At 41.6% G+C, this 13309-nt stretch carries 14 protein-coding genes, 1 tRNA gene and 2 pseudogenes; 3 read left to right on the top strand and 14 right to left on the bottom strand.

The genetic code is table 11. The annotated features are described in order from the left end of the window. Positions 1–76 (bottom strand): annotated as a pseudogene (locus J5I83_RS14510) (IS66 family insertion sequence element accessory protein TnpB); the annotation flags it as partial. Between the two features lie 70 nt (positions 77–146). Next, positions 147–443: an IS66 family insertion sequence element accessory protein TnpB gene (locus J5I83_RS05720; RefSeq protein ID WP_304054062.1), complete on the bottom strand. Its 297-nt coding sequence runs from the start codon at positions 441–443 to the stop codon at positions 147–149. Between the two features lie 72 nt (positions 444–515). Here J5I83_RS05720 and J5I83_RS05725 point away from each other — a divergent pair. Then, positions 516–823, top strand: a pseudogene (locus J5I83_RS05725) (IS5/IS1182 family transposase); the annotation flags it as partial. Positions 824–892: 69 nt separating this feature from the next. Next, a complete protein-coding gene (locus J5I83_RS05730) occupies positions 893–1180 on the top strand; it encodes a transposase (RefSeq protein WP_304054156.1) in 288 nt (95 codons plus the stop codon). 98 nt (positions 1181–1278) lie between these two features. On the opposite strand, the gene J5I83_RS05735 is transcribed toward J5I83_RS05730, so the two are convergent. The 8 genes from J5I83_RS05735 to J5I83_RS05770 all read right to left on the bottom strand — a co-directional run bounded on the left by J5I83_RS05735 (position 1279) and on the right by J5I83_RS05770 (position 8885). Continuing rightward, positions 1279–1354: transfer RNA gene (locus tag J5I83_RS05735), tRNA-Thr, on the bottom strand. A gap of 72 nt (positions 1355–1426) precedes the next feature. Next, positions 1427–1858 (bottom strand): ClpXP protease specificity-enhancing factor, encoded by a 432-nt coding sequence (locus J5I83_RS05740; RefSeq protein WP_304054065.1) that lies wholly within the window; start codon positions 1856–1858, stop codon positions 1427–1429. Then, a complete protein-coding gene (locus J5I83_RS05745; protein WP_304054067.1) occupies positions 1855–2454 on the bottom strand; it encodes a glutathione S-transferase N-terminal domain-containing protein in 600 nt (199 codons plus the stop codon). Before J5I83_RS05745 ends, J5I83_RS05740 begins: the two co-directional genes overlap by 4 nt. Before the next feature lie 42 nt (positions 2455–2496). Continuing rightward, positions 2497–3228 carry a cytochrome c1 gene (locus tag J5I83_RS05750; protein ID WP_304054069.1) on the bottom strand — a complete coding sequence of 244 codons (732 nt, stop codon included), beginning with the start codon at positions 3226–3228 and terminating at the stop codon, positions 2497–2499. Beyond that, positions 3225–4472: a cytochrome bc complex cytochrome b subunit gene (locus tag J5I83_RS05755; RefSeq protein ID WP_304054072.1), complete on the bottom strand. Its 1248-nt coding sequence runs from the start codon at positions 4470–4472 to the stop codon at positions 3225–3227. The genes J5I83_RS05750 and J5I83_RS05755 overlap by 4 nt, the downstream gene beginning before the upstream one ends. A 1-nt stretch (position 4473) precedes the next feature. Next, on the bottom strand, positions 4474–5073 hold the full coding sequence (gene petA / locus J5I83_RS05760; protein ID WP_304054074.1) for a ubiquinol-cytochrome c reductase iron-sulfur subunit: 600 nt from the start codon (positions 5071–5073) through the stop codon (positions 4474–4476). Positions 5074–5613: 540 nt separating this feature from the next. Then, entirely contained in the window at positions 5614–8337 is a 2724-nt protein-coding gene (gene secA, locus J5I83_RS05765) for a preprotein translocase subunit SecA (RefSeq protein ID WP_304054076.1), read from the bottom strand. Positions 8338–8654: 317 nt separating this feature from the next. Continuing rightward, positions 8655–8885 (bottom strand): hypothetical protein, encoded by a 231-nt coding sequence (locus tag J5I83_RS05770; protein ID WP_304054079.1) that lies wholly within the window; start codon positions 8883–8885, stop codon positions 8655–8657. Positions 8886–9245: 360 nt separating this feature from the next. Here J5I83_RS05770 and J5I83_RS05775 point away from each other — a divergent pair, with 360 nt between their 5' ends. Continuing rightward, entirely contained in the window at positions 9246–9578 is a 333-nt protein-coding gene (locus J5I83_RS05775; RefSeq protein ID WP_304054081.1) for a hypothetical protein, read from the top strand. 12 nt (positions 9579–9590) lie between these two features. Here the strand turns inward: J5I83_RS05775 and J5I83_RS05780 are convergent, their stop codons facing one another. The 4 genes from J5I83_RS05780 to hflC all read right to left on the bottom strand — a co-directional run bounded on the left by J5I83_RS05780 (position 9591) and on the right by hflC (position 13309). Next, positions 9591–10904 carry an adenylosuccinate synthase gene (locus tag J5I83_RS05780; RefSeq protein WP_304054082.1) on the bottom strand — a complete coding sequence of 438 codons (1314 nt, stop codon included), beginning with the start codon at positions 10902–10904 and terminating at the stop codon, positions 9591–9593. Between the two features lie 37 nt (positions 10905–10941). After that, on the bottom strand, positions 10942–12114 hold the full coding sequence (locus J5I83_RS05785) for an ATP phosphoribosyltransferase regulatory subunit (protein WP_304054085.1): 1173 nt from the start codon (positions 12112–12114) through the stop codon (positions 10942–10944). 62 nt (positions 12115–12176) lie between these two features. Next, positions 12177–12362, bottom strand: coding sequence for a DUF2065 domain-containing protein (locus J5I83_RS05790; RefSeq protein WP_304054087.1), 186 nt, complete (start codon positions 12360–12362; stop codon positions 12177–12179). A 71-nt stretch (positions 12363–12433) separates the two neighbouring features. Further along, positions 12434–13309, bottom strand: coding sequence for a protease modulator HflC (gene hflC, locus J5I83_RS05795; protein ID WP_304054090.1), 876 nt, complete (start codon positions 13307–13309; stop codon positions 12434–12436).

Genomic DNA, 13309 nt, shown 5'->3' on the forward strand with positions numbered 1-13309 from the left:
GATTGCCAGCACGATTGCTAAACACAAATGCTGATTCTGCACATGGTGAATGCGCTAACGCCTGTTGCACGATCATCGATAAACCATCGATACACAACGCATATCCACCGGCTTAACCACCAGCCAAACTTGCCCAGGATGAACAATCAATCCAGGCATTTCAACAATTCCCCCAACCATTGCGGTGAAACATTGGCTGGCAATTGCAGTGTATGACCCTTGGATCCGCGCAGATACAATGATTCCATTGATGAAGCTGTCGACTTTACTTTTACTGGAATTAGCATCGGCACTTCTGCGTTTATCCGTTCAGCACGGTAAATTCGCAGCCAGTTACCAAATGTTTTGGCATTCAGGCCATACCGCTGACAATAAGTCCTTTGCGATAAGCCGCTGACCTGCCAGGCTTCTATATGGTTATGTTTGTGTAGCGTTAATGCCATATCAATTATCCTCCTGAAATATGTCTGGGAATATAATGGGCTGGATTATCTGTGTTTAAATGGTCACGCTGAATGCTTACGCAAGATTCAAACGCAACGCCGAAGCAGGTGCGAATCTCGGCTTCCGGGGAGCGCATATTGATAATCCGAACATGGAAATCATCCATCGGGGCAAATACAAGTCACTGACGAAGCAGCAGCGACGATGGCTTAAGCGGGGCCAGGCCGTGAAGTCAGCAATCGGACACCTAAAATCGGATCACCGAATGGATCGTTGTTAGTTACAGAGCAAACTGGGCGATGCGCTCCATGCAATACTGTGTGCAACGGGTTACAACCTACGCTGGTTGCTGCGAGCAATGGTTCGTATGGGACTGAAGGCGGCTTTTTTGCACCTTTTATTGCTTCAGCTGGTCAGCTCTATAAAGGGTAAATTTCCAACTGTTGATATGAATTCTCGGCATGCTAAGCAGCCGTGTGAATTTTGCAGGGCAGACGAAGTAGCGTCGCGTCATCCAAATGACCGGATTACCCTAGTGCTCGATGGGGCAGGATGGCATCGTAGTCACACCCTTAAGCTTCCACATAATCTATGCTTGCTCATGCTGCAGCCCTACTCACCGAAACTCAATTCTGTTGAGAATCTTTGGGATAAGTTACGGGAGAAATCATTCCATAACCGTGTATTCGACAGCTTGGACGCACTTGAGAATCATCTGGAAGCAAGCAATGCGTGACATGGAAAAAGATCGTGAATGTGTTCAATCCATCGTTGCATGGCCATGGATTATCAATTCACTTTTGGAATAGCAATGGAGTAAGCTTTTAATTTACTTGGTGCCGACACCAAGAATCGAACTCGGGACCTTCTGATTACAAATCAGCTGCTCTACCATCTGAGCTATGCCGGCATGTTTAAATAAATATGTTAACAATAAATAATCTAAAATTATAAATATTAAATTATAACAAGTTAACCTATTTTATTTAACGATTTTTAAGTGAGTGCGTTCACACTCATCTTTATGGGATAAATAATCATCTGACAAAGGCCCCAAGCGATTTGCATCATCACTCTCAAAAACATAAGATGTTCTTTGCACAGTTTCAAGAGTAAAAAATAAGCTATGATTAATTTCTTTTGCAAATATGGCCTTGATTGCACTAATTGGTACAAATATCTTCCTTGATGCACCACTAAAACGTGCCGTAAATTGAATAGAATCATTGCTAATCAAAAGATCGCGTGCAGCCACAGGACTGATATCCAGAGTAATTTTACCATCTTTTACATACGCATGAGGGACAGATGTATTTTGATTAACTTCAACAGAAATATACGCAGTCAAGCTATTATCGATACACCACTCGTAAATAGCTCGTATTAAATAAGGTTTAGTCGTAGCAACCTTCATTTGCGCATTAACTTCTCGGAAGGTGTTAGCGCATCAATAAATAATGGTCTACTGAATAATCGTTCAGAGTATTTGAGTAATGGAGCTGCCTGTTTTGGCAGGCGAACTCCATAATGATCCAGTCTCCATAGTAAAGGCGCTATAGCCACATCCAACATGGAATACTCATCACCCAACATGTATTTTTGTTTATCAAATATGGGTGCGATCATTGTCAGACTATCAACAATTGCTACTCTCATTTTGTCAGCTATCTTTTGATCATTCTGCTCGATAGCTTCAATATGGCAAAATAGTTCTTGTTCAAATCGATGTAATAACAGTCTTGCACGGGCGCGCATTACTGGCTCTGCCGGCATTAGCTGAGGATGAGGAAAACGGTCATCGATGTACTCATTAATGATATTAGACTCATACAGTACAAGGTCTCGCTCAATCAAAACTGGAACACGACCATAGGGACTAATTACAGCCAAATCCTCTGGCTTATTGTGAGGATCTACATCAATGACCTGAAAATCCATATCCTTTTCATGCAGCACGATGCGGCATCGATGGCTAAAAGGACATGTAGCAGTGGAATACAGCGTCATCATGATGACTTATACGTCTTCGTAGTATTTTGATTTAATAGTTTACTAGTGTACATCTCTCCAATATTCACGTTTTAATAAATAAGTCAAACCAAGCATTGCAAGCAAGAAGGCCATAACAATAGCCCCAAGCTTCTTACGAAAATTCGCATGAGGCTCGCCCAAATAAACCATGTAGTTTACCAGATCTGCGGCAAATTTATCATACTCTTGCTTGGAAAGAGCACCAGGCACACTCAGTTTCAATTTCTTAATTTCTGAGCCACCTTTCCCATCATCAGCCGATTTAACATCGAGCACTTGCTGGCCTTGTAACTGATACAAAACATGCGGCATTGCAACTCTATCAAAAATCAAATTATTCCAACCTGAAGCGGTCGAATCATCCTTGTAAAAAGCTCTAAGATATGTATACAGCCAGTCCGCACCTCTGGAGCGAGCAATTATAGATAGATCGGGCGGAACAACTCCAAACCATTCTTCAGCTTCCTTCTTCTTCATAGCAGTTAACATGAGATCACCAACCTTTTGTCCAGTATGAATGAGACGTTCACTGATTTCTTGATTTGTTAGCTCAATATCTTGATGCCGGTTATAACGCATATAGCTAGCACCATGGCAAGTTAAACAATAATTAACAAAACTTTGCGCACCACGCTGCAACGAGGCATTGTCAGATGTATCAATTGGTGCCTTATCAAGTTTTATGTCAGCAGCAGCAAAAACAAGAATTGGAGCCAGGCCGATAAAAAAAAGCAGTAATTTTATTAATCTCATTTTGTCACTCTTTTTGGTTCAGGTTTTGTTTTATCTATCTTGCTATACCATGGCATAAGAATAAAAAATGCAAAATAAATAACCGTAAATATTTGAGCTAATAATGTATACAAAGGAGTTGGCGCTTTTGTACCAAGCCAGCCAAGCACAAGAAAACTTATTACAAAAAGTGTGAGCGCAAACTTAAAGATGGGTCCTTTGTAACGTATTGATTTTACAGGACTACGATCTAGCCATGGCAAGAAACAAAAGATAATTACTGCCGCCGCCATCAAGATAACGCCCCACAATTTTGCATCTATCCAGAGAAAATTAACTGTAACTGCCCTCAGCATAGAGTAATAAGGAGTGAAATACCATACAGGCGCAATATGATCAGGCGTTTGTAATGTATTTGCAGGAATAAAATTATTATACTCAAGAAAATATCCACCCATCTCAGGAACGAAAAATATAATGCCACAAAACACAATTAGAAAAGCTACTACTCCAAATATATCCTTTACGGAGTAGTACGGATGAAATGGTATTCCATCCACCGGGATTCCTGTTTTCGGATCCTTATTGGCCTTGATTTCTATTCCGTCTGGATTATTGGAGCCCACTTCATGCAATGCGATGATATGAACAAATACCAGCACAATAATTAACAAGGGCAATGTCACCACATGATATGCAAAAAAACGGTTAAGCGCTGCATCTGAGAGCATAAAGTCTCCCAAAATCCAGTTTGATAATGTTTCACCAATAAATGGAATTGCTCCAAACATGCTCACAATAACCTGGGCACCCCAATAAGACATTTGCCCCCAAGGCAAAATATATCCCGTGAACGCCAGACTCATCAACACGAAAAAAATTGCCATGCCTATCAGCCATAAAAGCTCACGTGGTTTGCGATAGGAGCCATACATCATTCCCCGGAACATGTGCAGATAGACAACCACAAAAAACATGGAGGCCCCAGTAGAATGCATATAGCGGATTAACCAGCCAAAGTTCACATCGCGCATGATGTATTCAACTGATGCAAATGCAAGACTCGCATCAGGCTTATAACTCATAGTAAGAAAAATACCAGTAATTAATTGATTAACCAGCACAAGCATCGCTAGTGAACCAAAGTAATACCAGAAATTAAAATTCTTAGGAGCATAATATTCAGAAAGATGCGCTCTCCAAGTAGCAGTCATTGGGAAGCGCTTATCAATCCATTCCATCATCGAATTTTCTTGTTTACTCATTTTATACAGATTCCTTGCTTTCAGAGCCGATTAGAAGCTGATTTTCGCTCAAATAAGTATGAGGTGGCACAATCAAATTGGTAGGAGCCGGAACACTCTTATAAACCCGTCCTGCCAAATCAAATTTTGAACCGTGACATGGGCAGAAAAAACCGCCTAGCCAATCAGCGCCTAAATCAGCAGGAGCAATATCCTTTCTAAATACTGGAGAGCAACCAAGGTGCGTACACACACCTTCTACCACCAGAATTTCAGGTTTAATAGAACGTGTCGCATTCTGCGCATAAGCTGGCTGCTGTTTTTTCTCCGAACTTGGATCAGCCAGTTGGTTTTCTATTTTCTTCAGATTTTCCAGCATTTCTTGTGTACGCTTAAGAACCCACACCACTTTTCCCCGCCATTCAACCATCAGCAACATACCTGGTTCCAACTTGCTAATATCCACTTCTACTGGCGCTCCAGCTGCTTTAGCGCGTTCACTAGGCATCATACTTAACACAAATGGAGTTGCCACTGCAACACCGGCAATTGTGCCTGCCACAGATGTGGCCAGTACTAGAAAACGACGCCGACTATTCATCTCACCACTACTGTCTGCCATTTTTTAATAATTCCATCCAATGAATTTTCTACCCAGAATCGACTCCTACTAAGAATCGACCAGCCTGTTATTTAACTTTATATTTACCTTCTAAAACATTCAAAGAACGTTATACACCTAAGAAGTATACTTTTTAAGTATAACATAGCCCTTTACATAACAGGGTAATATATAAACCTGCCAATCTAATATCTCTTATATCAATGGCAAATTACTCTACTCCATAGCGATGCGAATTGCACCCTAAAATGAGTACATTGTCAGCACCAGCATGGAGCAGGCTACAACCAAAAGTGTAGCTTATTAAGCGCGTCCTAATACACTTAACTGATAAACCCGTGATTCAAAGCATTGGCAGATAATTCGACTGGGGGCAAGCACTTGGGTGGTATTTCTTGAATAAAGAAAATTCGCTGAAGCTTCGATTGCTCACATGAATAACGGAGAGTTCCTAAGCTAGCCTAGTAAGCAACCTTTAATTAGCACCAGATCGTGATGCCGCCTTCAAAAGATAAAGATAGCCAGTATATCAATCATTTATTATTTAAGTTTACCATGACACTGTTTATATTTCTTCCCAGAACCACAGGGACAAGGATCATTGCGACCAACTTTATTGCTCTTACGGACAAAAGGTTGTGGTTTTTCCTGGCTGTCCTGTTGTTTCTGATCTATCACTTCTTCATAAGCCGCATGATGATATTGCATATTAAGAGGTGAGTGAGTCGCTTCGGTTGCTGTTTCGACCTGCTGCTCGTTCCTTATCTGAACGGTCATGAGTATTTTGGTCACATCACTCTTAATCTCTTCTAGCATATTAGCAAATAACTCGAAAGCCTCTCGTTTATATTCTTGTTTCGGATTTTTTTGAGCATAACCGCGCAAATGAATCCCCTGCCGTAAATGATCTAGCGAAGCTAGATGCTCTCGCCAATGAGTATCAAGACTATGCAGCATGACTGCCCGCTCGTACTGATGCATCAGATGACCGCCAACCATCTCTGATTTGCTTTGATAATGTGCACTCGCCGCTTCCATCACTCTTTCCAGCAAATTCTCCGCATGCAAATCAGATTCTTTATCCAGCCAATCATGAATGGGTAAATGAAGATGGTAATCACTTGCCAAAGCTTTTTCTAACCCGGCAATATCCCACTGTTCTTCTATACTCTGAGGTGGTATATAGCGATAAAAAAGATTGCTGATTACACTTTCTTGGATAGCCGTTATTGTCTCCGTAATGTCTTCTTCTGCTTCCAACAATTCATTACGCTGTTGATAAATCACCTTACGCTGATCATTGGCAACATCATCAAATTCAAGCAATTGCTTACGAATATCAAAGTTTCTAGCCTCAACTTTCCGTTGCGCATTTTCTATTGCACGTGTTACCCACGGATGCTCTATCGCTTCTCCCTCAGGCATTTTAAGCCGTGTCATGATGCTTGCCACTCGGTCGGATGCAAAAATACGCAGAAGAGGATCTTCAAGCGAAAGATAGAAACGACTCGAACCAGAGTCACCTTGTCGCCCAGCACGTCCCCGCAACTGATTGTCAATTCTGCGCGACTCATGCCGTTCCGTACCTATGATGTGTAATCCACCCAGTTTGATTACTTCATCGTGCTGTTCCTGCCATGCTTTTTGTATCTCAGCAACGCGCTTTGCTTTAGCTTCCTCATCAAGCGTTTCATCTGAACGGATACGATGAAATTCTGGCTCTGGATTACCCCCCAATACAATATCAGTACCGCGTCCGGCCATGTTAGTTGCAATCGTAATCATTTTAGGCCTGCCTGCCTGAGCAATAATATCTGCTTCACCGGCATGGTGCTTCGCGTTAAGAACCTGATGCGGCAATTTCTCTTTGTCTAGCAAAGAGGAAAGCAATTCGTTATTCTCAATAGAAGTTGTACCAACAAGCGCTGGCTGTCCACGCTGATAGCAATCCTTAATATCTTCTAAAATAGCCTGATGTTTTTCTTTCATGGTACGAAAGACTTGATCCATCCGATCTTCGCGAATCATCGGGCGGTGTGTTGGAATAACTACCGTCTCGAGTCCATAGATTTGCTGAAATTCAAAAGCTTCTGTATCCGCTGTGCCTGTCATACCAGCAAGCTTGTGATACATGCGAAAATAATTCTGAAACGTAATCGAAGCAAGCGTTTGATTTTCTTTCTGAATAGAAACATTCTCTTTTGCCTCAACAGCCTGATGAAGTCCTTCTGACCATCGCCTTCCAGGCATTAAGCGCCCTGTAAACTCATCAACAATAATTACCTCACCACTTTGCACCACATAATGCTGATCACGATTATATAAAGCATGTGCGCGTAATGCTGCATTGAGATGATGAATCAAATTGATATTGACAGGATCATAAAGACTTGAGCCAGGCGCCAGCAATCCACCCTTGGCAAGCAATTTCTCAGCATGTTCAAATCCCGCCTCGCTCAATAGCACTTGCTGGGATTTTTCATCAACACTATAGTCACCCGGCCCCTTCTCTGTTTCCTGACGGATAAGCTCAGGTATTAATGCATTAATACGTACGTAAATCTCTGTATCACCTTCAGCCTGACCAGATATGATTAATGGGGTACGTGCCTCATCGATCAAAATCGAATCGACTTCATCAACAATTGCAAAATTAAGCATACGTTGCACACGCTCAGCTCGGTTGCCAACCATGTTGTCACGTAAGTAATCAAAACCATATTCATTATTAGTACCATAGGTAATATCGGCAGCATAAGCAGCTTGCTTTGTGTCTTGCGCCATTTGCGAAATAATTACCCCTACTGATAGACCAAGGAACTGGTAGATTTGACCCATCCAGTCCGCATCACGTCTGGCAAGATAATCATTGACCGTCACTATATGCACGCCTAGTCCTGTCAAGGCATTGAGATAAGCAGGCAACGTCGCCATTAGCGTTTTGCCTTCACCGGTACGCATTTCAGCTATCTTGCCATCATGCAATACCATTCCTCCAATTAACTGTACATCAAAGTGACGCATGCCCAACACGCGCTTGCCCGCTTCTCGCACTACCGCAAATGCCTCTGGTAACAGCGCGTCAAGTGCTTCACCATTGGAAATGCGTTGCTTGAATTCATGAGTCTTGCTACGAAGATCACCATCGGACAAAGGTGCGATAGTCGATTCTAATTCGTTGATAGCACGTACAGTTTGGAAATATTGCTTGACCAAGCGGTCATTGCGGCTACCAAAGATCTTTTTAAGCAAATTGTTTAGCATAAAATATTTAGTTTGTTAATTTCAATCAGTTAATCACGAGAAATCTTCAGATTTCTGAACCTACAGCCCAGATAAAAAATGGCTATTGATTCCTGGCTGGCTTATTTTTCTCAAGATCAAAAATCTACAAAAATTGCTAATAGCATGATTTAGTTTCTTACTCTGATATTATCCGCGACACTACTAACTAAAAATACTTGCACCTAGTATCCTGAATGCAGCAATCTACCGAATAACTCATAGCCAAATGCGCTCATCTTACCATACTCAAAATAACAGCCAGAGCAATCAACTAACATAGGTTAGTAGCGCATAAACTATTTCGGTGCTGCAGGAATATAGGGTTTACAATAAACCCTTGAAGGAAAGAGTTCACTACGACGAGAGTTTTTAATTACATCACCACCGTTTTTAATACAAGCCATTGTTGATTTATCAAGGCTAGCAAAATATTCGTTAGTTCCAGGGGGAGAAGAGATTGGAGTTACTTCTTTTCGGATGCTTTTGCAGGTTTCTGGGTCATCTTCTGTAGCCTTGTCAGTAGTCATTGGAGGTAAAGGGCATAGCCGGCAAGGGTCACCCGGGCAAAGACATCCAGTGCATGATGCTTGCACTGTGTTAGCTAGCAAGCTTAAAGAAATACTCGATATCAGTATAATTAATACGAATACTACATTAATCCGTTTTAATGGCATTAAATAATCTCCCAAAATATTTCAGCATTTCTACATATATAAATAAATCAAATACTCTTCCGCAAAGCGGGAAATTTATCTCTCTGAGATATCAAAATAATGTGCAGTATAATCTCCCTAAGTGCAATTGCACTAACAGAATCAATTTTTTGTTAATCTGCTTACTTAAACACATATGATTTTTTGAACCAATCTGGTTGGTAGAGGTGAAGAATGAAGTACCTCACATTTTTTTTACTGAACTTTACATTATTACCAACAGTTTTTGCGGAAGATATTCTGAGTCTGCAGCAAAAAACTAGTTTTGCGTACAAACAGATGAAACAGGCTGAAAGCGAAGCAAAAACTGCCGAACAACAAACCGAAGCTAAAAAGGAACGATTGCAGCATTTTAAACAAATGGTAGCAGAGGCCGAAAAGGACCTCGAAATTGCATACGAGAAATCTAAAGATGCGAATGCGAGAATGGAGGCGGCTAGAAAAAAGTGGAATGAGCTTTCCAGTACTCTCCTTCAGGAATGGAGAACACAAGACAGCAACCAATAAAAAATGAACAGATTACTCGTCAAATGGATGCCTGAAAACAATAGTTTCTTCACGATCAGGCCCTGTTGAAATCATATCTATTGGCACTTCACAGATTTCTTCCAAACGTTTTAGATAATTTTGCGCAGCTTTGGGCAATTGCTTAAAATCTCTTAAACCTTGAGTATTCTCGATCCAGCCAGGCATTTCTTCATAGATAGGTTCACAAGCTATCAGTTCTTCAGCGCCTACTGGCAAGATGCTAAGAGATCCTCTTCTTGTAGTATTGCTACTGTTTAATCTATAACCCACACAAAGTTTCAAGGTCTCAACACCATCAAGGACATCTAATTTGGTAATGCATAAACCTGATACACCGTTTATCTGAGTAGAGCGCTTCATTGCTACTGCGTCAAACCAGCCACAACGACGGCGGCGTCCCGTTGTCGCACCAAATTCATTGCCACGATTAGCCAAATGCTCACCCACAGCATCATTAAGTTCGGTAGGAAATGGACCTGAGCCCACACGCGTGGTATACGCTTTAGTAATACCCAGCACATAATGCAACATCTGTGGCCCTACTCCACTACCGGATGCTGCCGCGCCAGCAATACAATTACTGGATGTCACAAACGGGTAAGTGCCATGATCAATATCTAACAATGCTCCCTGGGCACCCTCAAACAAAAGATTGTTACCTTCTCTATTGGTTTCAAATAGTAATTGTGGCACATCAGCTACCATCGGCCTGATACGCTCAGCCTCAATAAGACTTTCATCAATTGTCCTATTGAGATCTACTGTAGGCGCGTGGTAATAATTCCTCAGGATAAAATTATGATAATCGAGTATTTCCTCCAGTTTAACTATGAATCGTTCACGGCAGAGCAAATCTTGCAAACGTATTGCACGCCGCGCGACTTTATCTTCATAGGCAGGGCCAATACCCCGGCCAGTAGTGCCGATTTTGTCTAATCCTCTAGCTGTTTCACGTGCATTATCGAGCGCAATATGATGAGGTAATATAAGCGGACAGGCTTCGCTTATTCGTAGTCTTTGGCATACGTCAATGCCTGCTTCTTCCAGCATATCAATTTCTTCAAGCAAGGCTTGTGGTGACAATACAACGCCATTACCAATATAACAAATAACGTTCTCACGCAAAATTCCAGAAGGAACGAGGTGCAAAACAATTTTTTCATTATCAATTACCAGTGTATGGCCTGCATTATGACCACCCTGGAAACGAACAACACCGGCAGCATGATCAGTTAGCCAGTCGACTATCTTGCCTTTTCCTTCATCCCCCCATTGCGTTCCAATGACTACCACATTCTTGGTCATATCTCAGAATCCCTTTATCTTGATGTATATGGATATTTTAAATTCCCACTACTTCCCATACACCATTGTGTAAGATAAGTTTTCTGTCATAGTAGAGGGCATCTTTTTCGATTTCATTTCCCGGTAACTCGGTTATAACGATATGACCTTCATTTCGTAATTGCTCAATTATTTTTTCCAGTTCTTTGTCATTTCTTTTATAAGGCGCCAGGATCCCTCTGGGACAAGTATCTGGGCTGATCAATCGCGATAATTCCCGCAGATCCATACTAAATCCCGTCGCTGGCCTTGCCCTTCCAAATGCTTTACCTATCTCATCGTAGCGCCCACCCAAGGCAATTGCATTCGCACTTCCTTGCGCATAAGCAGCAAATACCATCCCAGTGTGGTAATGGTAGCCACGCAAATCGGATAAATCGAATGTTATTGTATCCACATATGCTTCCAATTCTTCCTCAATAGCCTCGAGTTGGCTTAGTGCACTTTCAATTTCTGGATGACTAGGAAGCATTTTTCGAGCATGCATAAGTATTTCTCTACCACCATATAATTCAGGAAGAAGCATCAGTGCATCCCGGACATGCTTATCCAGTCGCCGATCTAGTCCACTACATAACAACTCCCTCAGAGCAGCAGTGTCCTTAGTTTGCAATACATTGTACAAATCTACTTCAAACTCAGGAAGAATATCTGAATCCTTAATCAGACTTCGAAAAATAGTCACATGTCCAAGATCGAGGCGGATCTCGTCAATCCCTGATACAGCAAGGCATCTCAGCATTAATCGTTGAATCTCAAGATCGCTTTCCAAACCAGAGTGGCCATATAACTCAGCGCCTATCTGAAATGGTTCACGGGTGCGGGTAATTTCGCATGGAACAGTATGTAGTACGCTATTTGCGTAACAAAGGCGAGTTACTCCTTTAGCATTCATTAAATGCGCATCTATCCGTGCAGTTTGCGGTGTACTGTCTGCCCGCACTCCCATCATTCTACCGCTTAGTTGATCTAGTACCTTGAACATGCGTAGATTCATATCGCTTCCGCTACCCGACAATAATGATTCCACATATTCCAACAATGGTGGAATAACATACTGATAGCCATGCACAAGGAGCAAATCCAGGATGCTGCGGCGCATTTTTTCAATACGCAATGCCTCAGATGGCAGAACATCCTCGACATATTCAGGAAGAAGCCAGTTACGCATTTTTATAATCTAGCAACTGCTTAATTTATCGACTACTTAATAAAGGAAGGCATTACAAGAACTTAATTCACTAAATAGAGCACAATCAGCCCTATCACCATAGAAGTCAACCCAATAAATCGGATTTGGTTATCATCCAGCTCTATGATTTTTCTAAAAGTATCGCGCCAAGCATTAGGGAATGTAAAAGGAAGAATACCTTCCAACACCAACATTAATGCAATGGCCATCAGAAAGGTATCCCACATACAACAATATCTCCAATGAAACTCTTGATGATTTAGTGTTCTCCATAACACTATTTACCTTGCTAGCACTGCTATTTTTTATTTGCCGTACTATTCATATATTTAAAGAATTCTGAGTTGGGTTCAAGTACTAACATATCGCCCTTATTCTTAAAGGATTGTTTGTAAGCTTCCATACTTCTATAGAATGCATAAAACTCTGGGTTCTTTTCAAAGGTACCTGCATATATTGCAGCGGCTTGACCGTCTCCTTCCCCCATAATTTTCTGTGCCTCCCGATAAGCTTCCGCCAATATTACTTCACGTTGCCGATCGGCTTCTGCACGAATCTTTTCAGCTTCTGCAGCACCTGTTGAGCGCAACTCATTGGCTACCCGTTTCCGCGCAGCTTCCATTCTACGATACACTGATTCGCTAACTTCTTGTGGTAAGTCAACACGTTTTAAACGCACATCCACCACCTCAACACCAATTTTCTTGGCATCTATATTAGCTTTCTGACGCATGATTTCCATAATCTTGTCGCGCTCGCCTGAAACCACGTCGTGCACTGTTCGATTACCAAATTCATCGCGCATACTCGAATTTACGGTTTGCGCCAAACGTGTTTTTGCCAACGTTTCATCACCACGTACACTGATATAATATTGTTTTACATCAACGATACGCCATTTCACAAACAAATCCACCAGAACATTCTTCTTTTCTGAAGTAATAAAGCGTTCTGGTTCTTCTGTATCCAAGGTGAGAATACGTGAATCAAAGTAGCGCACGTTCTGCGCTATCGGAATCTTAAAATACAATCCTGGTGTAGTTTTTACGTCAACCACTTCCCCCAGTTGAAATAAAATCGCCTGTTCCCGCTCATCAACAATGTATATTGCTGAGCTTGCCACTAAAACTAGTACAACGACTATGCTTGATAATACTGACGATAATTTTCCCAT

This window comes from Nitrosomonas communis, from assembly GCF_024102715.1.
Classification (GTDB): domain Bacteria; phylum Pseudomonadota; class Gammaproteobacteria; order Burkholderiales; family Nitrosomonadaceae; genus Nitrosomonas; species Nitrosomonas communis_B.

Excerpts from the sequence above, each read along its gene's own strand:
- J5I83_RS05720 (WP_304054062.1), bottom strand. The coding sequence starts at position 443 with ATGGCATTAACGCTACACAAACATAACCATATAGAAGCCTGGCAGGTC.
- J5I83_RS05730 (WP_304054156.1), top strand. The coding sequence starts at position 893 with ATGAATTCTCGGCATGCTAAGCAGCCGTGTGAATTTTGCAGGGCAGAC.
- J5I83_RS05740 (WP_304054065.1), bottom strand. The coding sequence starts at position 1,858 with ATGAAGGTTGCTACGACTAAACCTTATTTAATACGAGCTATTTACGAG.
- J5I83_RS05745 (WP_304054067.1), bottom strand. The coding sequence starts at position 2,454 with ATGATGACGCTGTATTCCACTGCTACATGTCCTTTTAGCCATCGATGC.
- J5I83_RS05750 (WP_304054069.1), bottom strand. The coding sequence starts at position 3,228 with ATGAGATTAATAAAATTACTGCTTTTTTTTATCGGCCTGGCTCCAATT.
- J5I83_RS05755 (WP_304054072.1), bottom strand. The coding sequence starts at position 4,472 with ATGAGTAAACAAGAAAATTCGATGATGGAATGGATTGATAAGCGCTTC.
- petA (WP_304054074.1), bottom strand. The coding sequence starts at position 5,073 with ATGGCAGACAGTAGTGGTGAGATGAATAGTCGGCGTCGTTTTCTAGTA.
- secA (WP_304054076.1), bottom strand. The coding sequence starts at position 8,337 with ATGCTAAACAATTTGCTTAAAAAGATCTTTGGTAGCCGCAATGACCGC.
- J5I83_RS05770 (WP_304054079.1), bottom strand. The coding sequence starts at position 8,885 with ATGACTACTGACAAGGCTACAGAAGATGACCCAGAAACCTGCAAAAGC.
- J5I83_RS05775 (WP_304054081.1), top strand. The coding sequence starts at position 9,246 with ATGAAGTACCTCACATTTTTTTTACTGAACTTTACATTATTACCAACA.
- J5I83_RS05780 (WP_304054082.1), bottom strand. The coding sequence starts at position 10,904 with ATGACCAAGAATGTGGTAGTCATTGGAACGCAATGGGGGGATGAAGGA.
- J5I83_RS05785 (WP_304054085.1), bottom strand. The coding sequence starts at position 12,114 with ATGCGTAACTGGCTTCTTCCTGAATATGTCGAGGATGTTCTGCCATCT.
- J5I83_RS05790 (WP_304054087.1), bottom strand. The coding sequence starts at position 12,362 with ATGTGGGATACCTTTCTGATGGCCATTGCATTAATGTTGGTGTTGGAA.
- hflC (WP_304054090.1), bottom strand. The coding sequence starts at position 13,309 with ATGGGAAAATTATCGTCAGTATTATCAAGCATAGTCGTTGTACTAGTT.